General features: G+C 69.1%; 19 protein-coding genes. 17 read left to right on the top strand and 2 right to left on the bottom strand.

From position 1 onward, the window contains the following. Window positions 1–361: 361 nt before the first annotated feature. From I1A62_RS14415 to I1A62_RS14390, 6 genes are all read left to right on the top strand, one after another. Window positions 362–3,193 carry a DEAD/DEAH box helicase gene (locus I1A62_RS14415; RefSeq protein WP_219458965.1) on the top strand — a complete coding sequence of 944 codons (2,832 nt, stop codon included), beginning with the start codon at window positions 362–364 and terminating at the stop codon, window positions 3,191–3,193. Then, window positions 3,190–3,963, top strand: a complete 774-nt coding sequence (locus I1A62_RS14410) for an SWIM zinc finger family protein (RefSeq protein ID WP_124393502.1) — start codon at window positions 3,190–3,192, stop codon at window positions 3,961–3,963. Before I1A62_RS14415 ends, I1A62_RS14410 begins: the two co-directional genes overlap by 4 nt. 59 nt (window positions 3,964–4,022) lie before the next feature. Then, a complete protein-coding gene (locus I1A62_RS14405; RefSeq protein ID WP_219458964.1) occupies window positions 4,023–7,034 on the top strand; it encodes an AAA family ATPase in 3,012 nt (1,003 codons plus the stop codon). A gap of 48 nt (window positions 7,035–7,082) precedes the next feature. After that, a complete protein-coding gene (locus I1A62_RS14400) occupies window positions 7,083–8,507 on the top strand; it encodes an FAD-binding oxidoreductase (RefSeq protein WP_219458963.1) in 1,425 nt (474 codons plus the stop codon). 80 nt (window positions 8,508–8,587) lie between these two features. Continuing rightward, a complete protein-coding gene (locus I1A62_RS14395) occupies window positions 8,588–9,067 on the top strand; it encodes a DUF1990 family protein (protein WP_257890799.1) in 480 nt (159 codons plus the stop codon). A 114-nt stretch (window positions 9,068–9,181) separates the two neighbouring features. Then, window positions 9,182–9,925 (top strand): GntR family transcriptional regulator, encoded by a 744-nt coding sequence (locus tag I1A62_RS14390; protein ID WP_206010490.1) that lies wholly within the window; start codon window positions 9,182–9,184, stop codon window positions 9,923–9,925. 32 nt (window positions 9,926–9,957) lie between these two features. Here the strand turns inward: I1A62_RS14390 and I1A62_RS14385 are convergent, their stop codons facing one another. Continuing rightward, a complete protein-coding gene (locus I1A62_RS14385) occupies window positions 9,958–10,422 on the bottom strand; it encodes a PTS glucose transporter subunit IIA (RefSeq protein ID WP_219458962.1) in 465 nt (154 codons plus the stop codon). Next, window positions 10,419–10,730: a PTS glucose/sucrose transporter subunit IIB gene (locus tag I1A62_RS14380; protein WP_275957313.1), complete on the bottom strand. Its 312-nt coding sequence runs from the start codon at window positions 10,728–10,730 to the stop codon at window positions 10,419–10,421. The genes I1A62_RS14385 and I1A62_RS14380 overlap by 4 nt, the downstream gene beginning before the upstream one ends. A 166-nt stretch (window positions 10,731–10,896) precedes the next feature. Between I1A62_RS14380 and I1A62_RS14375 the strand changes: the two genes are divergently transcribed. The 11 genes from I1A62_RS14375 (at window position 10,897) to I1A62_RS14325 (ending at window position 22,545) form a co-directional block, all read left to right on the top strand. Then, window positions 10,897–12,144: a PTS transporter subunit EIIC gene (locus I1A62_RS14375; RefSeq protein WP_124393497.1), complete on the top strand. Its 1,248-nt coding sequence runs from the start codon at window positions 10,897–10,899 to the stop codon at window positions 12,142–12,144. Window positions 12,145–12,146: 2 nt separating this feature from the next. After that, window positions 12,147–12,416 (top strand): HPr family phosphocarrier protein, encoded by a 270-nt coding sequence (locus I1A62_RS14370; RefSeq protein WP_219458961.1) that lies wholly within the window; start codon window positions 12,147–12,149, stop codon window positions 12,414–12,416. Further along, window positions 12,416–14,095, top strand: coding sequence for a phosphoenolpyruvate--protein phosphotransferase (ptsP, locus tag I1A62_RS14365; protein WP_219458960.1), 1,680 nt, complete (start codon window positions 12,416–12,418; stop codon window positions 14,093–14,095). The genes I1A62_RS14370 and ptsP overlap by 1 nt, the downstream gene beginning before the upstream one ends. Next, window positions 14,092–15,276 carry an N-acetylglucosamine-6-phosphate deacetylase gene (locus I1A62_RS14360; protein ID WP_219458959.1) on the top strand — a complete coding sequence of 395 codons (1,185 nt, stop codon included), beginning with the start codon at window positions 14,092–14,094 and terminating at the stop codon, window positions 15,274–15,276. The genes ptsP and I1A62_RS14360 overlap by 4 nt, the downstream gene beginning before the upstream one ends. Further along, on the top strand, window positions 15,264–16,043 hold the full coding sequence (nagB, locus tag I1A62_RS14355; protein WP_219458958.1) for a glucosamine-6-phosphate deaminase: 780 nt from the start codon (window positions 15,264–15,266) through the stop codon (window positions 16,041–16,043). The genes I1A62_RS14360 and nagB overlap by 13 nt, the downstream gene beginning before the upstream one ends. Continuing rightward, window positions 16,044–16,757, top strand: coding sequence for a copper homeostasis protein CutC (locus I1A62_RS14350; protein ID WP_124393492.1), 714 nt, complete (start codon window positions 16,044–16,046; stop codon window positions 16,755–16,757). It abuts the gene before it with no gap. Between the two features lie 131 nt (window positions 16,758–16,888). Further along, window positions 16,889–18,100 (top strand): HNH endonuclease signature motif containing protein, encoded by a 1,212-nt coding sequence (locus I1A62_RS14345; protein WP_219458957.1) that lies wholly within the window; start codon window positions 16,889–16,891, stop codon window positions 18,098–18,100. 36 nt (window positions 18,101–18,136) lie between these two features. Next, complete coding sequence (locus I1A62_RS14340; protein WP_124396007.1) at window positions 18,137–18,628, top strand: pyridoxamine 5'-phosphate oxidase family protein; 492 nt, start codon at window positions 18,137–18,139, stop codon at window positions 18,626–18,628. A 173-nt stretch (window positions 18,629–18,801) separates the two neighbouring features. Next, window positions 18,802–20,304 carry a CoA-acylating methylmalonate-semialdehyde dehydrogenase gene (locus I1A62_RS14335; protein WP_124396008.1) on the top strand — a complete coding sequence of 501 codons (1,503 nt, stop codon included), beginning with the start codon at window positions 18,802–18,804 and terminating at the stop codon, window positions 20,302–20,304. 10 nt (window positions 20,305–20,314) lie between these two features. Then, window positions 20,315–21,478: an isobutyryl-CoA dehydrogenase gene (locus I1A62_RS14330; protein ID WP_219458956.1), complete on the top strand. Its 1,164-nt coding sequence runs from the start codon at window positions 20,315–20,317 to the stop codon at window positions 21,476–21,478. Next, on the top strand, window positions 21,475–22,545 hold the full coding sequence (locus tag I1A62_RS14325; protein ID WP_219458955.1) for an enoyl-CoA hydratase/isomerase family protein: 1,071 nt from the start codon (window positions 21,475–21,477) through the stop codon (window positions 22,543–22,545). The genes I1A62_RS14330 and I1A62_RS14325 overlap by 4 nt, the downstream gene beginning before the upstream one ends. Window positions 22,546–22,555 lie beyond the last annotated feature (10 nt).

Genomic DNA, 22,555 nt, shown 5'->3' with positions numbered 1-22,555 from the left:
AGTCCTATCACGAACCGGGGGCCGGATCCGGGCACGAAGAAGGCCCGCCGAACCGGAGCCGGCGGGCCTTCTTCGTGAGAACTCAGGAGCCGAACAGGCTACCCAGGGAGCCTGTGCCTCCACCGCCTCCGCCGCCGCCCATCAACGGTCCGAGGAGCTGAACGAGCTGAACGAGAACTTGCAACATCTGTGTAGGGTCCATTTGTCTTCCTCCGATCACTGCGATCTACGAACGGCAGCGATCCCGGTCGATTCCGGCGTGGACAGCCGCCACCTCGTTCATCGGTGGAATGTCGTCGAGGGTTACAGTCCCCGAGCAGGGACTTCTCCCGCTGTCGGTCGGGCCTGATTGGATGGGTGCATGCTGCACGGCCTCTGGACACCGGGTTCGGGTCTCATGCTGTGGGTCGAGGACCGCAATCCGGCCGCAGTGGAGCCGACCGACGCGGTCGGGCGGGTGCTCGCCCGGAAGTTCCGCCATCACGTGAAGGTGCCGATGCCGACCCCGTCGGGTCCGGAGATGCTGGAGTGGGCGGCGGTCGCCCTCGCGCCGCCGGACGCGACCGATTTCCTGCTGGCGGTGTCGGCCCGCGACCCCCGGATCGCCGGGGATCTGCGTTACCTCGCCCACGTGGCGCGCGGCGTCGAGCGGTGGGTGCGTGCGGGACGCGTGGTTCCGGAGGTGCACCGGGCGGAGGGTGGCTGGTGGCCGCGCTGGCGGCTCCTCGGCGGCGAACGGCAGCGTGCGTGGCTCACGGAACTGTCGGTGGCGATGCCCCCGGTGCAGCGCCACGGAACTACCCCGCGGGCGGTGCTCGACGACATGGTGACCGAGTTGACCGACCCCGTCGCCCGGCGGGTCCTGGGCGGCGGGCACCCCGACGATTCCGGCACGGCACCGGAGCACCCGCTGATCGACGCGCTGGTTCGGGGTGAGGACTTCGCCGACGGCACCGCCCAGCTGGCGGGTTCGCTCGACGGGTGGCGCGACAGCCTGAAGGTGGACGAGCCCGAACTGGTGCTGCGACTGCTCGAGCCGGAAGACGTGGACGTGGAGGGCGATTGGGACCCGGACACAGTGCTGTGGCGGCTGCAGGTGTGCCTGCGGCCGGAAGGTGAAGCGCCGGTGCCGATTCCGCTTCACCGTACGGAGGCGAGCCGACTGCAGACCGGTGTTCGCAAACTGACCGAGGCCGTCGCCGCCTACCCACGACTGCAGGACGTCCCGAGTGATCCCGACAGTCTCGACCTGATGCTGCCCACCGCGGTGGTCATCGACCTCGTCGGGCACGGCGCGGTGGCGTTGAAGGAGAAGGGGATCAGTCTGCTGCTGCCGCGGGCGTGGAGTGTGGCGTCGCCGTCGATGAGACTGCGGGTGAGCTCGCCGGGCACCCCGGCCAGCGCGGAGAACCGGTCCGTCGGCAAAGACCAATTGGTGCAGTACAACTGGGAACTTGCCCTCGGCGACACGGTGCTCACCGCCGCGGAGATGAACCGGCTGGTCAATGCAAAGAGCGATCTCGTGCGGCTGCGCGGTGAGTGGGTCCGGGCCGATCAGGAGGTGCTCTCCCGCGCCGCGCGGTACGTCGCGGAGCGGCACGGCAGCGGCGACCGCGCCATCGTGGACCTGCTGAAAGACCTGATCGCGGACGATCTGTCCGACCTCCCCGTCGAGGAGGTCACCGCCACCGGCTGGGCGGCGGCGCTGCTCGACGGCGACACGGAGCCGCAGGACGTGCCGACCCCGGACGGGTTGGACGCCACGCTGCGGCCGTACCAGAAGCGGGGGCTCGACTGGCTGGTGTTCATGAGCCGCCTCGGGCTCGGGGCGGTCCTGGCCGACGACATGGGTCTCGGCAAGACGCTGCAGTTGCTTGCGCTGCTGGCGCACGAGAACGCCGCCACGCCCACGCTGCTGGTGTGCCCGATGTCGGTGGTCGGCAACTGGCAGCGGGAGGCGGCCCGCTTCGTTCCCTCGCTTCGGGTGCTCGTCCACCACGGTCCGCAGCGGCTGAGCGGGGACGACCTCACCGCCGCCGTGACGCAGAGCGACCTGGTGATCACCACGTACGCGCTGCTCGCCCGCGACGTCGCGCAGCTGAAGGAGCAGGACTGGCGGCGAGTGGTGCTCGACGAGGCGCAGCACATCAAGAACGCGAAGACCGGGCAGGCGCGCGCGGCCCGCAGCATTCCGGCGGAGCACCGCGTCGCGCTGACGGGCACTCCGGTCGAGAACCGGCTGGACGAACTGCGCTCGATCCTCGATTTCGCGAACTCGGGCATCCTGGGTTCGGAGGCGATGTTCCGCAAGCGTTTCGTGGTGCCGATCGAGCGGGAGCAGGACGAGACGGCCGTCGCCCGGCTCCGCGCCGTCACGTCCCCGTTCGTGCTGCGCCGCGTCAAGACCGATCCCGCGGTCATCGCGGATCTTCCGGACAAGTTCGAGATGACGGTCCGCGCCAATCTCACCGCCGAGCAGGCCGCGCTGTACCGGGCGGTGGTCGATGACATGATGGCGCAGATCAAGGACAAGAAGGGGATGAAGCGCAAGGGCGCCGTCCTCGCCGCCCTGACGAAGCTCAAGCAGGTGTGCAACCATCCGGCGCATTTCCTGCGCGACGGGTCGGCGGTGATGCGGCGCGGACAGCATCGGTCCGGCAAGCTGGGGCTCGTCGAGGACATCCTCGATTCCGTTGTCGCGGAGGGCGAGAAGGCGTTGCTGTTCACCCAGTTCCGTGAATTCGGTGATCTCGTCACCCCGTACCTCGCCGAACGTTTCGGTACCCCCGTACCGTTCCTGCACGGGGGTGTTTCGAAGCAGAAACGCGACGACATGGTGGCCTCGTTCCAGGGCGACGACGGGCCACCGATCATGATGCTGTCGCTGAAGGCCGGCGGAACCGGGCTGAACCTCACCGCGGCCAATCACGTCGTGCACCTCGACCGGTGGTGGAACCCGGCGGTCGAGAACCAGGCCACGGACCGGGCGTTCCGGATCGGCCAGCGGCGCGACGTGCAGGTGCGCAAGCTCGTGTGCGTCGGCACGCTGGAGGAGCGGATCGACGCGATGATCGCCACCAAACAGGAGTTGGCGGATCTCGCTGTCGGGACGGGCGAGAACTGGGTGACGGAGATGAGCACCGAACAGCTGGGCGAACTGCTGCGGCTCGGCGACGAGGCGGTGGGCGAATGACGAATCGGCGCCCCGGACCGTACTTCGGTCAGTACGGCCGGCGACGACCGGTGACGGGCGGGCTGGAGGCGCGGTCGCAGCGGGGATCGTTCGGGCGTACCTGGTGGGGCCGCGAATTCGTCGACATCATCGAGTTCGTCGCCGACAAGGGCCGGATGAGCCGCGGGCGGAGTTACGCGCGCAGCGGTCAGGTGATCTCGCTCGAGATCGCGGGCGGAACGGTGACGGGGGAGGTCCAGGGCAGTCAGCTCCAGCCGTTCGTCGCGACCGTGTCGATCGATCGCCTCGACGACTCGGAGGTCGCCGAACTGGTCGCGCTGGTGCGTAGGCAACCGGGCAGTCTGGCGATGCTGGCGGGTGGCGGGGTTCCGGAGGCGCTCGGCCCCCTGTTGCTGCCTGCCGGGGCGTCCGCGCTGAACTACGACTGCACCTGCCCGGACGACGGGTGGCCGTGCAAGCATGCGGCGGCGGTCGCGTACCTCACCACCGAACGCATCGACGAGAACCCCCTCGAGATCCTGACGCTGCGCGGCGTCGATCTGGACATGCTGATCGAGGGCGTCGGGGGCGACTCCTCCGAAGCCGAGGTCGACGACTGGTTCGGTGACGAGTCCTCGCTGCCCGGACTGCCCGACGCCGACTTCCGGGCGGCGATCGACGACCTCGACCCCCTCCTGTTGCGGAAGGCGATCCGCTCGGTCAGTGAGGACGAGCGCGCGGTGGACGCCGCGATCCGGGAGCTGAAAGCGCTGTACCAGCACTTCCGCTGACCATGGGATGATGAGGACGCGGAAGCTCGCCTCGTTTCGCGACCGGGAGCTGGTCAGTCATGGTGACGGTCTACCTGCTCGGCGAGCAGCGCGTGTCGGACCCGGAGGACGTCAAGGCAGGCACCGTCTCGTCACGGGCGATCGCGCTGCTGGCCTATCTCGTGCTGCACGCCGGTCTCGCCCAGTCCCGGACCCGTCTCGCCGGGCTGTTCTGGCCCGAATCGAGCGAGCAGCAGGCCCGCACCAATCTGCGGCGGGAACTGCACAACCTCCGCGGCCTTCTGGGATCGGACGGTGCGCCGACCGCAGACGGGCCGACGCTGACGTGGACCGACTCGCCGTCGTGCCGGGTGGACGTCGACACCTTCCGCAACGAGCGGGCGGCAGCCCTCGCCGCCCTCGCCGATTCCGACACCCAGGCATTTCTCGAACACGCGGACCGCGCGATCGACACCTATCGCGGTGATCTCATGCCCGGGGCGTACGAGGACTGGGTCCTCGACCACCGGGACGTGCTGCGCCGCGAGTGCGTCGAACTCTGCGAGGCGACGGTGCGGGTGCTGCGGGAGTCGGGTGAGGTGGAGACGGCGACGGCGTGCGCACGCCGTCGCATCCAGCTCGACCCGCTGGCGGAGGTCGGGTACCGGACACTGATGGACTTGCAGGCCGCATCGGGCGACCGGGCGGCCGCGATGACCACGTATCACCGGTGCGCGGCCGTGCTCGAGACCGAACTCGGGGTCGCGCCGGGCGCCGCGACCACCCGGCTGTTCGACAACCTGCTGGGCGAGCAACCCGCCGCGGCTCCCCGGCACGAACGCGTCCGGGCGGCGGTGCCCGTCCTGATCGGGCGGGAGCGTGAACGCGGGGAATTGCAGCGGCGGTGGCGGCAGACCCTCGACGGCAGCCAGGGGCTGGTGCTCGTCTCGGGTGATGCGGGGGTCGGCAAGACCCGGTTGACCACCGAACTCGCGGAGATCGCGCGCGCCGACGGGGCAGTGGTTGCGACCGCGCGGTGTTTCGGACTGCCGGGCCGCGTCGCGCTCGCCCCCGTCGCCGAGTGGCTGCGCGGCCCGGAGTTTCGGTCGGCGATCGGGTCGCTGGACCCGTTGTGGAGGGCCGAGGTCGAACGCCTGGTCCCGAGCGCCGAGTCCGCGCCGCGACCGGCGACGTCCCGGGCAATGGTCGACGCGTGGCAGCGGCACCGCTTCTTCGAGGGGACGGCGCGCGCGGTGCTCTCGCCCGGCCGCCCGGTGCTGCTCGTCCTCGACGATCTCCAGTGGTGCGACGCGGAGACTACGGCGTGGCTGGCCTTCCTGCTGTCCCTTGACGCCCACCAGCGGGTACTGGTCGCGGCGACCGCCCGCACGGACGAGGCGCAGTCCCGCCGCGACGTGAACGACGCGCTGCGGGCCCTCCGGTCGGCGCGACTGGTCACGGACGTCGAGGTGGACCCGCTGACCGCGGACGGGACCGCCGAACTGGCGAGGTCCCTCGGGGGCCCGGTGCTGGATCCTGCGGAGGAGGCGGTTCTGTACGCCGCGACCGCGGGTTACCCGCTGTACGTCGTGGAGGCCGCCAGGATGGTGCCGGGCGCGGATGCGACCGGGCGCGGCGGGGGCGGCGGCGACCTCGGCGAGGTGCTGGCCCGGCGACTCGAACAGTGCTCGGAACCGGCCCGGGACGTCGCAGGCCTCGCCGCGGCCCTCGGCACGGATTTCGATCTGGACCTGCTCAGCGAGGCGAGCGACCTGGACACCGATTCCCTCGTGCAGGCGGTGGACGAACTGTGGCGGCGCAGGATCGTCCGGCCTGCGGGCACCGGGTACGACTTCGTGCACGACCTGGTCCGGGAGGCCGCGTACCGCTCGGTCGGTCCGCCGCGACGCTGGCTCCTGCATCGGCGTCTGGCGCAGGGACTCGAACTTCTCCACACCGGCCGCACCGACGACGTGGCCGCGCAACTCGCCGAGCAGTACCGGCGCGGCGGCCGCCCCGACCGCGCGCTCCACTATCTGCAGCGCGCCGCCGAGGTGGCGGCAGGCGTGTTCGCGAACGCCGACGCCCTGCGGCTCTTCCGGGACTGCCTCGACCTTCTCGAGGTGATGCCGGTGGGCCGCAACCGGGACGCTCACGAGGTGGACGTGCGCCTGGGCATGTCGGCGCCGCTGACCACCCTGTACGGATACTCCGCCCCGCCGCTCGAGCGGACGCTGGACCGCACCATGGAGTTGGGGCAACGGCTCCGCAGGCCGAAGGTGGTGCTCGGTGCGCTGATCGGATTGTTCGCGGTCCACTTCGTGCAGGGGCACACCGCGCAGGCCCACGGACTCGGATTGCGTGCCCTCGAACTGTCGGCGGCGGATCCGGAATTCGAGGGCCAGGCGCACTTCGCGGTGGCGGGTGGCGCCCTCGGTCTCGGCAGGCCGAGGGAGGCGATCGAGCATTTCGACATCGCGCAGCGATCGTACTCGGACGACTATTCGTTCATCCTCGGAACGCGGCTCGAGGTGCATTGCCACGCGTGGGAGTCGCACGCGTACTGGATGATCGGCGACGCGCAGGCGGCCGAGCAGGCGTGCGTGGATGCCCTCGCGCTGGGCAGGACCTGCGGTCATCCGTACAGTCTCGCGGTGGCGCTGGGATACGCGTCGGTGCTGCACCAGGTGCGGGGCGACGACTCCGCGCTGCTCGCCTCGCTGACGGAGTTGCGGCAGCTGTGCGAGCGTTACCACTTCGCCTACTACAGCCAGTGGTCGCAGATCCTCGAAGGCCGGCTTCTCGGCGGCGAACCGGGGATCGCGAAGATCCGCGACGGGCTCGCCGCGTTGCGACGGCAGCGGGCCTTCGCGCGGATGCCGTACTGGCTCTCGCTGCTGGCGGAGGTCCAGATCGACATCGGGTCGACGGCCGCCGCCCGCGCCACCCTCGATGCCGCCTTGATTGCCGCCGAGCAACACGACGACCGCTGGTGGTTGCCGCAGGTCCTGAAACTTCGCGCGGAAGCCGGGCCGTTCGCGGGCGGGGTGTCGGCGCGAACGGTGCGCGAACGCCCGATTCCTACGGTGTGAATTACCGGGAACTACCCGTTCCGGGGCCGCCGATCCGAGGAGAAGGTCATGAGCACCACCACCAGTTCGACACCGACGACGACACCGCCTTTCACGGAACTGGCCGCGTCGCTGCGCGGAGAGTTGATCACGCCCGGCGACGCCGGCTACGACGACGCGCGCGCGGTGTACAACGCCATGATCGACCGCCGGCCCGCGGCCATCGCGCGGTGCGCCAACGCCGCGGACGTCGTCGCGTGCGTGCGGTTCGCGCGGGAGAAGCACGTCGAACTCGCGGTTCGTGGAGGGGGACACAACGCGGGCGGCCTCGGCGTGTGGGACGACGCCCTCGTGATCGATCTGTCGGGGATGCGCGGGACCACGGTTTCGCCCGCCGACCGGACCGTCCGGGTCGACGGTGGATGCACGTGGAGCGATGTCGACCATGCCACCGTGCCGTTCGGCATGGCCACCCCGTCCGGGTTCATCGCCTCCACCGGTGTCGGCGGGCTGACATTGGGCGGCGGGATCGGCTACCTGACGCGCCGTTTCGGTCTCACGGTGGACAACCTGCTCTCCGCCGACGTCGTCCTCGCCGACGGCACACTGGTGACGGCGAGCGAACGCTCGCATCCGGACCTGTTCTGGGCGCTGCGTGGCGGCGGCGGAAACTTCGGTGTGGTCACGTCGTTCCAATTCGCGTGTCACGAGATCGGCGACCACGGCACCGTCGTCGGCGGGCCGGTGCTGTACGACCTGGAGGACACCCCCGACGTGATGCGGTGGTACCGCGAACTCCTGCCGTCGCTGCCCGAGGAACTCAACGGCTGGATCGGCTTGCTGACCATCCCGCCGGCGCCGGCGTTCCCCGAGGAACTGTGGGGCCGCAAGGCGTGCGGCATCATCTGGTGCTACACCGGTGATCCGGCCAAGGCCGACGCGGTGCTCGAACCGATCCGCGCATTCGGTAACCCACTGCTGGTGGGGGTCGGCGAAATGCCCTTCACGGCATTGCAATCGGCCTTCGACGCACTGTACCCGGCGGGATTGCAGTGGTACTGGCGCGCAGACTTCGTCCGGGAGATCTCCGACGAGGCCGTCGACATCCACCTGGAGTTCGGCCGTCGGCTGCCCACCGGCCACTCGACGATGCACATGTATCCGATCGACGGCGCGGCGACGCGGGTGGCCGAGGACGGCACGGCGTTCGCGTACCGGGACGGCGGCTGGGCGGGCGTGATCGTCGGTGTCGACTCGGATCCGGCGAATGCCGAGGTCATCACGGACTGGGCCAAGCAGTACTGGGAGGCCCTCCACCCGACGACCGCGGGCGGGGCGTACGTCAACTTCATGATGTCCGAGGGCGAGGACCGGGTGCGTGCCTCCTACCTCGGCAACTACGACCGGCTGGCGCAGGTGAAGGCGAAGTACGATCCGGACAACCTCTTCCATGTGAACCAGAACATCCGTCCCGCGGCCCGGTCGGAGCAGTAGGCTGGGCGACCCCCCGACCGAGAGGATCGACCGCCATCAGTACCTCTGGAGACGACCTGCCCGCGTTCACATACCCGGAGGTGGGTGCGAGCCGCGACGTTCCGTTCCCGGCGGGTTACCACCATCTGCGTGAGCAGAAGGTGATCGGTTACGGGGCTGACGCATTCGATGCGGCCGCCATCCACCTGGGTTCCTGGGGAATGCACCGCGGCGCCGGGCTCGACGTGCGGGCCGAGACTCCGACCGCCGTGCCCGGCTCGTCGGTCGACCTGCGCTGGGGGGTCGGTCCACTCCGGCTGGCGTTCTCCTGCCGGGTCGTCTACGTGCTCGACGACCTGCATCGCAGGGGATTCGCGTACGGCACGCTGCCGGGTCACCCCGAGAGCGGCGAGGAGAGCTTCGTCGTCGAACAGCGGCCGGACGGCGCCGTCGTCGCGACCGTGTCGGCGTTCTCGAAACCGGGGCGGTGGTTCACCCGGATCGGCGGGCCCGCGGGCCGGGTCGTGCAGAAGGTGATGACGCGCAGGTACCTCGAGGCACTGGCCGCCGCGGCACGGTAGGCCCGAGCGCTCGGATCACGTATTCTCGGTGTTGGACCGGACCGGACGGGACCTTTGCAGTCCGACTGCCTGATCCGATGTGTCCGACCCCTGAACAGAGCTGGAGCCGCCGGCATGATGCCCGTACATCTACGCGACAGCGTGATTCCGAAGCACGAGCAACTCCGTGCCATCCTGCTGCACAAGTGCACCAAGGAACTTCAGCCCGGCGACCTCATGACCAGTGAACGAAAACTGATGCAGGACTACGGCGTCAGTCGCATCACCGTTCGCGAGGCGATCGGGCAGCTCGTCAACGAGGGCCACCTGGTGCGGGTCCGCGGCAAGGGCACGTTCGTGGCGCATCGTCCGGTGCAGTCGAAGCTCCACCTGGCCTCGTTCACGGAGGAAATGCGGGCGCAGGGGCACAAGCCGACGACGGTGGTGCTCCAGAGCGAGGAGGACGCGGCGCCCGAGGCTACCGCGAAGGCGCTGCGGATCGCACCGGACACCAGCGCCTATCACGTCAAACGGCTGCGACTGGCCGACGGCGAACCGGTCAGCGTCGACGACGGCTGGTTCAACGCCGCGCTGCTTCCCGGCCTGCTGGACCTCGACCTCACCGGGTCGATCTACCGGGCCACCGCCGACCGGTACGACATGCCGATCGACCGGGCGGAGCAGACCGTCAGCGCCGACGGGGCGAGCCAGGAGATCGCGACCCTGCTCGGCATCAAGAAGGGCGCCCCGGTGATGTACTTCGACCGGGTGTCCTTCAGCGGGCCCACGCCCGTCGAGCACACCCGCAGCTGGTACCGGTCCGATCGCTACCAACTGCAGATGGAAGTGCAGGGGGAGCGGACTCAGCGCAGCGTCTGAGTCCGGCAGCCCTGGCTTCTGCTGCTCTATTTCTATTGCGCCGTCCAGTCGAACAGGACGTCGCCGGTCGTCACGTCGGACCCGATGGTGCCGGTGGACACCGAGTCCGGCTTGGAATCCATCACCACGATCGGGCAGACGGCGGAGAACCCGGTGCCGTCGATCTCGGTCGGATCGAATCGCACCACGGGGTCGCCGGCGTCGACCTCCTCGCCCTCCGCCGCGAGCAGGGTGAACCCCTCGCCCTGCAGCTTCACGGTGTCGATTCCCAGGTGCACCAGCACGCCGCCGCCTGCCGAGCCCAGGATGACGAACGCGTGCGGGTGGAGTTTGAGGATCTTGCCGGAGATGGGCGCGAGCACGTCGAGGGCGCCGCGGTCGCGCGCCGGTTCGATCGCGACTCCGGAGCCCACCATCTGTCCGGCGAACACGGGGTCGGGGACGTCGGCGAGGGCGAGTACCCGGCCGGGCAGTGGTGCCTGCACGGACAGTCTCACAGGATGTCCTCGATGTCCTCGGCCAGGGTGTCCGCCTCGGGGCCGACGATGACCTGCACGACGCTGCCCGCCTTCAACACCCCGTGGGCGCCTGCGGCCTTCAGCGCGGCCTCGTCGACCTTGGCACCGTCCTTGACCTCGGTGCGCAGCCGGGTGATGCAGGCCTCGATCTCGACGATGTTGTCGGCACCGCCGAGGCCGCTGATGATTGCGTCCGCTTTGGACATCGGTTCTCCCTCGTAGTTCGTGTTTGCGCTGCAGGTGAAGGTGCGAAATGAGTTAGCTGGATCACATTTGCCTGTTGACATCCTGTGCTCACCTGGTCAAACTAGCAACTGGTTATGACCGGACAGTACCCGTTGGGGGTGCTGGTCCACAATAGTTTTCCCGAAGCCGTACGACGCGCTCGCCGCCACCGGTTTCGGGAGTCACCAGACGCCGATTCGGCGACCGAAGCGCACAGAGAAGGCCGATATGACTGTCGTAGACAGCCCGAAAAAGGAATCAGCGGTGTTTGCCGGGTTACAGCGCCTCGGGCGCAGCCTGATGCTGCCGATCGCGGTACTCCCCGCGGCAGGCATCTTGCTCCGGCTCGGCCAGGACGACCTCCTCGGACGATTCGACTCGATGCACACCGCCGCGTCCGTCATCTCCGCGGCGGGCCAGGCCGTGTTCACCTGGCTGCCCCTCATCTTCGCGGTGGGCATCGCCATCGGCTGGGCCAAGAAGGCGGACGGGTCCACCGCCCTGGCCGCCGTGGTCGGATACATGGTCGTCAACGGCGTGTTCGAGGCCATGTCACCGGTCGTCCTGGAAGGCAAGACCGATCCGAACGGCGACCAGGCGCTGATCAATTACGGGGTCCTCGCAGGCATCGTGATGGGTCTGCTGTCCGCCATCCTGTGGCAGCGGTTCTACCGCACCAAACTGCCCGACTACCTCGGATTCTTCAACGGGCGCAGGCTCGTTCCCATCCTCACCGCCGTCACCGGTCTCGTCGTCGGCGTCCTCATGGCGTTCCTGTATCCGGCGTTCAACTCCGCCCTGACGTGGGTGGGTGAGACCGTCGCCGAGAACTCGGTGATCGGTGGCGGCGTCTACGGCATGGCCAATCGCCTGCTCATCCCGACCGGACTGCACCACATCCTGAACTCCACCGTGTGGTTCCTCGTCGGCGACTACCAGAACGCGAGCGGAGAACTCGTCCGCGGCGACCTCAACCGGTTCTTCGCCGGCGACCCGAGCGCCGGCATCTTCATGACCGGCTTCTTCCCGATCATGATGTTCGCCCTTCCCGCTGCCGCACTGGCGATCTGGCGGAACGCCCGGCCGTCGCAGAAGAAGGTCGTGGGCGGCATCATGCTCTCCACCGCGCTGACGGCGTTCCTCACCGGAATCACCGAGCCCCTCGAATTCGCGTTCATGTTCGTCGCCTGGCCGCTGTACCTGATCCACGCGTTCCTCACCGGCACCTCGATGGCCCTGGTCAACGCGCTCGGCATCCACGACGGATTCACGTTCTCCGCAGGCTTCTTCGACTATGTCCTCAACTTCGGCAAGGCCACCAACGCATGGATGCTCATCCCCATCGGGCTCGGGTACGCGGTGATCTATTACGTCCTGTTCAGCTTCGTCATCAAGAAATGGAACCTGCGCACCCCCGGCCGGGAGGACGACGCGGACACCAGCACCGACACCGACACGGAAAAGGCAGGTCAGTGATCATGGCTTCACGAACGGTCCTCATCGGTTCGAAGGTGGGTCTGCACGCCCGCCCCGCCGCGAAGTTCACCCAGGCCGCCGCGTCCGTGCAAGTCCCGGTGCAGATCGCGGTCGGCGAGTCCGCGCCGGTGGACGCGGGCAGCATGCTCGCGGTCATGACACTCGGCGCCACATTCGGTACCGAGGTGACGATCACCGCGGACGGGGAGGGCAGCGAGGAGGCCCTCGACCGCCTCGCCGATCTGCTCGCCTCCGACCTCGACGCCGCCTGATGCCGACGACCACGGAACAGGTAGTGCACGGACTCGGGGTGAGCCCGGGGCTGGTCTGCGCGCCCTGGCTCGCGTTCGGGACGCCGGTCGAGACGTCCGCCGAAGACCCTGTCGGCGAATCGGTCCCAGCGGAGATCGCCCGGGTGCGGGACGCCCTCGCGACGGTGTCCGGCGACCTCGAGGCCCGCGCCGCCCAGGTGGACGGCGTCGCGTCCGAGATCCTGCTCGTGTCGGCGGCGATGGCCCGCGACCCGGGAATCGTGTCCGCCGCCGAGGAGAACCTTCGCGGCGGCATGCCGACGGCACACGCCGTGAGCGTCGCGTTCGAGGGTTACTGCACCAAACTCGAGGCCCTCGGCGGGTATCTCGCCGAGCGCGTCGCGGACCTGCGGGACCTCGGACATCGCGCGGTCGCGGTGCTGCTGGGAGTGCCGATGCCCGGAATCCCCGACCCCGGATACCCGTTCGTTCTCGTCGCCCGGGACCTGTCGCCCGCGGACACCGCGATGCTCGGCGGCAGCGACGTGGTGGGCCTGCTCACCGCGGAGGGCGGGCCCACGAGTCACACTGCGATACTGGCGAAATCGCTCGGCCTGCCCGCAATCGTGAACTGCGCCGACCTCGACCGATTGATCGAGGGGAGACCGGTGGTGCTCGACGGCACCACGGGTGAGGTCGTCGTCGACCCCGGCGAACACCGACGGTCGGAGGTGTCGGCGCGGATCGCCGAGGACCGGGCGCGGGTCGCGGCCACGACTGGTCCGGGCCGCACCCGGGACGGCGCACCTGTCGGGCTGCTCGTCAACATCGGCACCGTCGACGACGCCGTGCGCGCCGCCGCCGCGGATTCGGAGGGCGTCGGACTGTTCCGCACCGAGTTCCTCTACCTCGGCAGGCAGACGGCGCCCACCCTCGACGAGCAGATCGCCACGTACACCGCCGTGCTGGAGAAGTTCGCCGGACGGAAGGTGGTGGTCCGGACACTCGATTCCGGGTCCGACAAACCACTGCCGTTCCTCGACCTGGGCGCCGAGGAGAACCCGGCCCTCGGCGTGCGCGGGTTGCGGGTGGGCTCCATTTACCCGGACGTCCTGGCCACCCAGCTGGAAGCCCTCGGCGTCGCGGCCTCCGCCACCGGCGCGGACCTGTGGGTGATGGCCCCGATGGTCGCCACGGCGGACGAGGCGGAGGGCTTCGCCGCGCTCGCCCGGTCCCGCGGCATCGCGAAGGTCGGGGCGATGATCGAGATCCCCTCGGCGGCACTGCGCGCCCGCGACCTGCTCGAACACCTCGATTTCGTCAGTATCGGAACCAACGACCTGAGCCAGTACACGTGCGCTGCAGACCGGATGGCCGGTGGCCTCGCCGCACTGCTCGACCCGTGGCAGCCCGCGGTCCTGGACCTGATCGGCCTGGTCGGTGCGGCCGGAGCGGAAGCAGGCGCACCCGTCGGGGTGTGCGGGGAGGCTGCGTCCGATCCCGTGCTGGCGCCGGTGCTCGTCGGGCTGGGCGTCACGAGCCTGTCCATGGTGGCGCCGTCCCTGGGCGCCGTCCGGGCACGCCTGGCCGCCACCGACCTCGACCGGTGCCGGGAGATGGCCGTCGCCGCGCGCAGCGCACAGTCCCCGCAGGCCGCACGGTCGGCAGTCGCCGCTCTCGCGTCCGGGGCACGCCGATGATCCTGCGGGGCAGGGCCGTCGTGGAGGACGGCGTCCTCGCCGACGGCGTGGTCGTCACCGACGGCGACCGAATCTCCTGGGTCGGTTCCGCGTCGCAGTACCGCGGGCAGGTGCCGCTGCCGGACCCGAGTTCGTCGATACTGCTGCCGGGCCTGATCGACCTGCACTGCCACGGCGGCGCAGGCGCAGGCTTTCCGAACGCCGACGCCGACGGGGCGAGGCTGGCCGCGAACCATCACCGCGGGCACGGCACCACCGGACTGCTCGGGAGCCTGGTCTCGGCGGGGGAGCGGGACCTGCTCCGGCAGGCCGGATTCCTCGCCGACCTGGTGGAACGCGGTGACCTCCTCGGGATCCACCTGGAGGGCCCGTTCATCTCCGGTGCCCGCTGCGGTGCGCAGGATCCCGCGTCCGTGGTGCCCGGCGACCCCGGACTGTTCGAGCGGATCTGCGATGCCGCGCGTGGCACCGTCCGGTCGATGACGCTCGCACCGGAGACCGCGCACTTCGGCGAGCTTCTCACCGCGATGCGCCGGCGCGGTGTGTTACCGAGCCTCGGCCACACCGACACCGACGCAGCGACGACGTCCGCACGGATCGCCGACGCCGCCGGCGGGCCGCTGACCGCCACACACCTGTTCAACGCGATGCCGCCGCTGCACCACCGCGCGCCGGGGCCGGTGGCCGCGTTTCTCGCCGCAGCCGGTCGCGGCGACATCGTCGTCGAATTGATTGCGGACGGAGTGCATCTCGCGCCCGAGACCGTGTCGATGGTGTTCGACGCCGTCGGACCCGACCAGATCGTCCTCGTCAGCGACGCCATGGCCGCCGCCGGTGTCTCGGACGGCGACTACCAACTCGGGCCACTGGACGTGCGCGTCTCGCACGGGGTGGCCCGGCTCGCGACCGCCGACGGATCCGAGGGAGCCATTGCAGGCGGCACCGCACGACTGCTGGACGTCGTGCGCACCACCGTGTTCGACAGCGGCGTCGGACTCGTCGATGCTGTCGTGTCCGCCACCAGGACCCCGGCCCGGCTGCTCGGCCTGGAAACCGAACGCGGCACCCTGGCCCCGGGCCTCCGCGCCGACATCGTCGTGACCGATCACCAACTGCGCCCGCGTGGCGTGTATTCCGGCGGAATGCCCGCCGGAACGGAAGGACTCGCATGGAAATCGTAATCCGGCAGACGCCGTCGGAGGTCAGCACGACCGTCGCGGACATCGTCGAGAGGTACGTCCGACGCGGTCCGACGACCCTGGGCCTCGCCACCGGGTCGTCCCCCCTCGGGAGCTACCGCGAACTCGCGCGACGGCACCGCGAGTCCGGACTGGACTTCACGGACGCGCGGGCCTTCCTCCTCGACGAGTACGTCGGGCTGCCGAAAAGTCACGACCAGTCGTACTTCTCGGTGATCCGCTCGGAGTTCGTCGATCACGTCAACCTCGACCCCGACCGGGTGCTCAGCCCGAACGGCGAATCGCCCGACATCGCCGAGGAGGGTGCACGGTACGACGCGGCCATCGCCGAGGCGGGTGGCGTCGACGTGCAACTGCTCGGCATCGGAACCGACGGCCACATCGGGTTCAACGAGCCGGGTTCCGCGCTGACGTCACGCACCCGCGTCAAAACTCTCACCGAGCAGACCCGACTCGACAACGCGCGGTTCTTCGACAGCGTGGACGACGTCCCGCACCACGTCCTCACCCAGGGGCTGGGCACCATCAGCGAAGCCCGGCACCTGGTGATGATCGCGTTCGGCAAGGGCAAGGCAGAGGCGATCGCCGCCGCCGCGGAGGGACCGCTCTCCGCGTTCTGCCCGGCCTCGGTGATGCAACTGCACCCGCACGTCACGGTCGTCATCGACGAAGCCGCGGCGAGCAAGCTGCAACTCGCCGACTACTACCGGTACGCACTGGAACACAAGCCGTCCTGGCAGTCGTTCTAGATGGCGCCCGTACTCGAACTGGCGGTCCAGGACGTCGCGGGTGCCCGGATCGCACGGCGCGCCGGTGCCTCGCGGGTCGAGTTGTGCACCGCACTCGGCGCGACCGGCGGGCTGACGCCGAGCATCGGCATGATCGAAGCCGTTGTGGCCCAGGAGATCGCGGTGCATCCGCTGATCCGGTCCCGGCCCGGCGGATTCGTCTACGACGCCGACGAGATCGAGGTCATGGCCCGCGACATCCGGGCTGCGGTGGGCGCGGGCGCCTCCGGAGTCGTCGTCGGTGCGCTCACGCCCGGCATGGCCGTCGACGGCGACGCTGTGGCCCGCCTGCTCGACGGCATCGACCCGTACGCGGTGGAGGTGACGTTCCATCGCGCGATGGACGTCGTCGACGACAGGGCGACGGCCCTCGATGCGCTCGCGCGGTCGGGCATCATCCGCGTCCTCACCTCCGGCGGAACGCCCCGCTGCATCGACGGCCTCGGCGCCCTGTCGGCCATGGTCGCCCACGCACACGGGCGGATCCAGGTGATGGCCGGCGGTGGGATCCGCGTCGACGACATCGCCGCGGTCGCAGGCACCGGTGTCGACGCCATACACCTCTCCGCCCGCCGCACCGTCGCCGACAGCGGCGGCCCCGGCGGTGGGTCCGGCGGCTACGACGCGGTCGACGAATCCCTCGCCCTCGCAGCCGCTGCGGCACTGGGGATCTGAACTTTCGGCCATTGCCTGTGGTCCGGTTGGACTGCTAGAGTCGAACAAAGTTTCGAACAACCTCGGGGGAGGCTGATCGTGGGGGAAGTGGTGGCACCGGATCTGGACGAGTTGCGGGCGTTCACGGCGCGGTGGAGTCCTTGAAGTCGGTGGGGTGCGCGGTGCAGGCGGTCGTCACCGATGATGTCGCCACCTGCATGCGGGAGGACCGCAAGGCGCGGGGGTTGCCGCGGGCGGAGTGGGGCCGTGGTATCGCCTCGCAGATCGCGTTGGCGCGCAGGGAGTCCCCGAATCGCGGTGGCCGGCATCTGGGGTTCGCTCAGGCGGTGGTGCACGAGATGCCGCACACGTTGGCGTTGCTGCGGTCGGGTCGGTTGAACGAATGGCGCGCCACCCTGCTTGTGCGGGAAACGGCATGCCTGTCGGCGGCGGATCGTGCGGTGGTGGATCGCCGGTTGTGTTCGGACCCGGACGTTCTCGACGGCGTCGGTGACCGCGGCCTGGTCGCGAAGGCGAAGGCCCTCGCGGTGGAACTCGACGCCGCCGCGGTGGTGGCCCGGTACCGCAAGGCGGTGTCGGAGCGGCGGGTGACGACGCGGCCGGCGCCGGATTCGATGGCGTACCTCAGTGTCCTGCTGCCGATGGAACAGGCGGTGTGCCTGCAGGCGACGTTGGGTCGGGACGCGGACAGTCTCATCGCCACCGGGGACAGCGGCGGCCGCACCCGGAATCAGTTGATGGCGGATTTGTTGTTCGACCGCGGCACCGGGGCCTCGGTGGCCGATGGGGTTCCGGTGGCGGTGAACTTGGTGATCTCCGACGAGGCGTTGCTGGCGGGTGAGAACGAGGCGGCGGATGTGGCGGGGTTCGGTCCGGTGCCGGCGGGGATCGCCCGGCAGCTGGTGGCGGCTGCCCTGGATGGTGATACCGCGGTGACCTTACGAAACGTGTACTCGTGTCCGTTGTCGGGGGCGTTGACGGCGATGGAGTCGCAGTCGCGGACGTTCCCGAAAGGCTTGCGGAAGTTGATCGATCTGCGGGACCGGACGTGCCGGACGCCGTGGTGTGATGCGCCGATCCGCCATCACGATCACATCCTGTCCCGCCGCAACAAGGGTGCCACCACGGCCCAGAACGGGGCGGGTTTGTGCGCGGCCTGCAACTACGCGAAGGAAGGCGACGGGTGGACCGCCCGCCCGGTGCGCAGGCACGGCCGTACGCATCTTTTCGACCTCGGCACCCCGACGGGACACCACTACCGGTCCGCGGCCCCGCGGCTCCCGTCCGCGGCACGACGGTCGGAAATCGAAGCGATTCTGATCGCGCATTTGCGTGCGTCTTGACTGTGCGGTCAAGGGAATCGTCGTAGGGTCGTGTGCATGGCCAGCTGGAACGAGTTCGCCGAAGCTGCTCCGCGGATTGCCGCCATTTTCTCCCGCAGGCACGCGGCGACCAAGAACCTGTGCATGCTCGGCACGCTGCGCTCCGACGGATTTCCGCGGATCAGCCCGGTCGAGCCGAGATTCTTCGAGAACCAGTTGTGGATCGCCGGTATGCCGAACACGACGAAGTTCCAGGATCTCGCTCGCGATCCGCGTTTCTGCCTGCACACGGCGACCGTCGACAGCGAGGTGAAGGAAGGTGACGCAAAACTGTGGGGTGTCGTCGACGACGTCCAGGACAAGTCGCTGCATCAGCGTTTCGCGCAGGCGCTGTTCGACGAGACGGGTTTCGACATCCGGGGGCAGGAGTTCGACCACTGCTACCGAGCCGACCTGACCGGCGGCTCGGCGGTGGAGGTCGGCGACGGTCACATGGACATCACCATCTGGAAGCCGGGAGAGCCCGAGCAGGTCGTGCGAAAACACTGACCGCTCATTCCTCCGGCCACGACAGCACCGTCAGGTGGGGCCATTCCTTCTGCCACCGTGCCGCTCGGACCGCACCGTGACAGCCCGAGTTCTGGACATACATGGACATCCAACTATAGGATGAGCACATATTCGGAACTCCCTCATCATCGAGCAAGGAACGGGTTCTCACAATGGTTCAAGAGCTATCCCACTTCGTCGGCGGCAAGCGCGTCCCCGGTGCCTCCAACAAGTTCGGCGACGTCTACGACCCCAACACCGGTGAGGTGCAGTCGCGTGTGCCTCTCGCCGACAAGGCCGAGACGGAGGCGATCATCGCGAACGCGGTGGAAGCTCAGCGCGAATGGGCGCTGTTCAACCCGCAGAAGCGGGCACGCGTCCTGATGAAGTTCCTCCAGCTCGTGCAGGAGGAGATGGATTCGCTGGCGCGCCTCCTGTCCTCCGAGCACGGCAAGACGATCCCCGACGCGAAGGGCGACATCCAGCGCGGCCTCGAGGTTATCGAGTTCGCACTCGGCGCACCGCACCTGCTCAAGGGCGAGTACACGGAATCCGCCGGAACCGGGATCGACGTGTACTCCATGCGTCAGCCGCTCGGTGTCGTCGCCGGCATCACGCCCTTCAACTTCCCGGCCATGATTCCGCTGTGGAAGGCCGGTCCCGCGCTGGCCGCCGGCAATGCCTTCATCCTCAAGCCGTCCGAGCGCGACCCCTCGGTGCCGCTGCGTCTGGCCGAACTGTTCCTCGAGGCCGGTCTGCCCGCAGGCGTGTTCAACGTGGTCAACGGTGACAAGGAAGTGGTGGACGTCCTGCTCACCGACGACCGCGTCAAGGCTGTCGGGTTCGTCGGTTCCACCCCGATCGCGCAGTACATCTACGAGACCGCCGCGGCCCACGGCAAGCGCGCACAGTGCTTCGGTGGCGCGAAGAACCACGCGATCATCATGCCCGACGCCGACCTCGACGAGGTGGCAGACGCCCTCATCGGTGCTGGTTACGGCTCCGCGGGTGAGCGGTGTATGGCCATTTCCGTCGCGGTCCCGGTGGGCGAGGAGACTGCGGATGCGCTGGTCGCCAAGCTGACCGAACGGGTCGGCAAGCTCACGATCGGCCGCAGCGACGACGAGTCCGCCGACTTCGGACCGCTCGTCAGCAAGGACGCCCTCGAGCGGGTGAACAACTACATCCAGATCGGCATCGACGAGGGCGCGGAGGCCGTGATCGACGGCCGCGGCTTCACCCTCGAAGGCCACGAGAACGGCTTCTTCGCAGGCGCGACCCTGTTCGACAAGGTCACCACCGACATGCGCGTCTACAAGGAAGAGATCTTCGGACCCGTCCTGCTCGTCGCCCGTGCCGCGGACTATGAGGAAGCGCTCCGCCTGCCCACCGAGCACGAGTACGGCAACGGCGTCGCGATCTTCACCCGTGACGGCGACACCGCCCGCGACTTCACGAACCGCGTGAACGTCGGCATGGTCGGCGTCAACGTGCCGATCCCCGTGCCGATCGCCTACCACACGTTCGGCGGCTGGAAGCGCTCCGGCTTCGGCGACCTGAACCAGCACGGTCCCGACTCGTTCCGCTTCTACACCAAGACCAAGACCGTGACGCAGCGTTGGCCTTCCGGCAAGAAAGAAGAGACCAACCACTTCGTCATCCCCACCATGAACTGAACGGATCTCCATGTTCACCTTGACCGATGACGAGCGGGCGATCAGTGACACGGCCCGTGATTTCGCGGCCGAGCATCTGGCGCCGCATGCTGTGGAGTGGGATCAGACCAAGCATTTCCCGGTCGATGTGCTGCGGAAGGCGGCCTCGCTGGGGATGGGCGGGATCTACATCCGCGAGGACGTGGGCGGCTCCGAGCTGACCCGGGTGGATGCGGCCCGCATCTTCGAGCAGCTCGCGAAGGGCTGCCCGTCGATCGCCGCCTACATCTCCATCCACAACATGGTCACCTGGATGATCGACAAGTTCGGCACCGACGAGCAGCGGCACGCCTGGGTGCCGGGACTGTGTGCGATGGATCAGCTGGGCAGCTACTGCCTCACCGAACCCGGCGCGGGCTCGGATGCGGCGGCGTTGAGCACCAAGGCGGTCCGCGACGGCGACGACTACGTTTTGAATGGGGTCAAGCAGTTCATCTCCGGGGCCGGGACGTCGGAGGTGTATGTGGTGATGGCCCGCACCGGCGAGAGCGGGCCGCGCGGGATTTCGGGGTTCATCGTCCCGAAGGATTCGGCGGGGCTGTCGTTCGGGCCGAACGAGGTGAAGATGGGCTGGAACGCCCAACCGACCCGGCAGGTGATCTTCGAGGACGTGCGGGTGCCGGCGGGCAACCTCCTCGGCACCGAGGGCGGCGGGTTCCGGATCGCGATGGCCGGCCTGAACGGGGGCCGGTTGAACATCGCCGCCTGCTCGGTCGGCGGCGCGCAGACCGCGCTGGAGCGGGCCGTCGCGTATCTGGCGGACCGCAAGGCGTTCGGGTCGTCGTTGCTCGAGTCGCAGGCGTTGCAGTTCCAGCTCGCGGACATGCGCACCGAACTCGAGGCCGCCCGGACCCTGTTGTGGCGGGCCGCGGCCGCGCTGGAGGAGGGGGCCCCGGACGTGGTGGAGTTGTGTGCGATGGCGAAGCGGTTCGCCACCGACACCGGCTTCGAGGTCGCGAACAAGGCGCTGCAGCTGCACGGCGGGTACGGCTATCTTGCCGAGTACGGGATCGAGAAGATCGTCCGCGACCTGCGGGTGCATCAGATCCTCGAGGGCAGCAACGAGATCATGCGGGTGGTCATCGCCCGCAGCGTCATCGCGGGCGCGGGACACGGGAAGCAGGGAGCGGCATGACAGACGCGGCAACAGCAGAGCCGGAGGTTCTGATCGGCAAGCACGGTGGTGTGGGCCGGATCGTGTTGAACCGGCCGAGGGCGATCAACGCCCTCAACCACGCCATGGTGGCGCGGATCGCCCCGGCACTGGAGTCGTGGGCGGGGGACGACGAGGTGCGGGCGGTGCTGATCACCGGCGCCGGGGAACGCGGCCTGTGCGCGGGCGGGGACATCGTCTCGATCTACCACGACGCCAAGGACGGGGGCACCGGGTCGCGGGAGTTCTGGCGGGACGAGTACATCCTCAACGCCGCCATCGCGAACTACCCGAAGCCGTATGTGGCGATCATGGACGGCATCGTGATGGGCGGCGGGGTCGGGGTGTCGGCGCACGGCAGTGTGCGGATCGTGACCGAGCGGTCGATGATCGGGATGCCCGAGACCGGGATCGGGTTCGTCCCCGACGTCGGCGGCACCTACCTGCTGGCCCGTACCCCGGGGGAGCTGGGCACCCACATCGCGCTCACCACGGCACGGCTGAGTGCCGGGGATGCGATCGCGTGCGGGTTCGCCGACCACTTCATCCCCTCCGCCAAGATCGACGCGTTCGTCGAGGCGCTGTCGACTTCGTCGGTGGAGGAGGCGTTGGCGGAGTTCACCGAACCGGCCCCCGACTCGGATCTGCTGGCGCAGCAGGGTTGGATCGATGCCGCGTACTCGGCGGACAGTGTTGCGGAGATCGTGGCCCGGCTGCAGGCCAGCGGGGTGCCGGAGGCGGCGAAGGCGGCCGGGCAGGTGCTGTCGAAGTCGCCGACCGCGTGCGCGGTCACCCTCACCTCGCTGCGCCGGGCCCGGGTCGCGGGCAGCCTCGAGGAGGTCCTCAACGAGGAATTCCGGGTGTCCGTCGCCTGTTTGGGTTCGGCCGATCTGGTCGAGGGGATCCGGGCGCAGGTCGTCGACAAGGACCGCAACCCACACTGGTCACCCGCGACGATCGACGAGGTGACCGACGCCGCCGTCGCCACATTCTTCGCACCCCTCGGCGACCTCGAACTCGGCCTCACGGCCCCGCGACCGCAACGCTGACCACCAGCCA

Source organism: Rhodococcus sp. USK10, assembly GCF_019378875.1.
In the GTDB taxonomy this organism is placed as follows: domain Bacteria; phylum Actinomycetota; class Actinomycetes; order Mycobacteriales; family Mycobacteriaceae; genus Rhodococcus_F; species Rhodococcus_F pseudokoreensis.
This window is presented reverse-complemented; position numbering and strand designations above follow the sequence as displayed.

Coding starts and splice junctions, on each gene's coding strand:
- nagB (WP_219458958.1), top strand. CDS start 15,264: ATGGAAATCGTAATCCGGCAGACGCCGTCGGAGGTCAGCACGACCGTC.
- I1A62_RS14370 (WP_219458961.1), top strand. CDS start 12,147: ATGGCTTCACGAACGGTCCTCATCGGTTCGAAGGTGGGTCTGCACGCC.
- I1A62_RS14330 (WP_219458956.1), top strand. CDS start 20,315: ATGTTCACCTTGACCGATGACGAGCGGGCGATCAGTGACACGGCCCGT.
- I1A62_RS14360 (WP_219458959.1), top strand. CDS start 14,092: ATGATCCTGCGGGGCAGGGCCGTCGTGGAGGACGGCGTCCTCGCCGAC.
- I1A62_RS14400 (WP_219458963.1), top strand. CDS start 7,083: ATGAGCACCACCACCAGTTCGACACCGACGACGACACCGCCTTTCACG.
- I1A62_RS14415 (WP_219458965.1), top strand. CDS start 362: ATGCTGCACGGCCTCTGGACACCGGGTTCGGGTCTCATGCTGTGGGTC.
- I1A62_RS14375 (WP_124393497.1), top strand. CDS start 10,897: ATGACTGTCGTAGACAGCCCGAAAAAGGAATCAGCGGTGTTTGCCGGG.
- I1A62_RS14410 (WP_124393502.1), top strand. CDS start 3,190: ATGACGAATCGGCGCCCCGGACCGTACTTCGGTCAGTACGGCCGGCGA.
- I1A62_RS14325 (WP_219458955.1), top strand. CDS start 21,475: ATGACAGACGCGGCAACAGCAGAGCCGGAGGTTCTGATCGGCAAGCAC.
- I1A62_RS14405 (WP_219458964.1), top strand. CDS start 4,023: ATGGTGACGGTCTACCTGCTCGGCGAGCAGCGCGTGTCGGACCCGGAG.
- I1A62_RS14335 (WP_124396008.1), top strand. CDS start 18,802: ATGGTTCAAGAGCTATCCCACTTCGTCGGCGGCAAGCGCGTCCCCGGT.
- I1A62_RS14340 (WP_124396007.1), top strand. CDS start 18,137: ATGGCCAGCTGGAACGAGTTCGCCGAAGCTGCTCCGCGGATTGCCGCC.
- I1A62_RS14350 (WP_124393492.1), top strand. CDS start 16,044: ATGGCGCCCGTACTCGAACTGGCGGTCCAGGACGTCGCGGGTGCCCGG.
- I1A62_RS14390 (WP_206010490.1), top strand. CDS start 9,182: ATGATGCCCGTACATCTACGCGACAGCGTGATTCCGAAGCACGAGCAA.
- ptsP (WP_219458960.1), top strand. CDS start 12,416: ATGCCGACGACCACGGAACAGGTAGTGCACGGACTCGGGGTGAGCCCG.
- I1A62_RS14380 (WP_275957313.1), bottom strand. CDS start 10,730: ATGTCAACAGGCAAATGTGATCCAGCTAACTCATTTCGCACCTTCACC.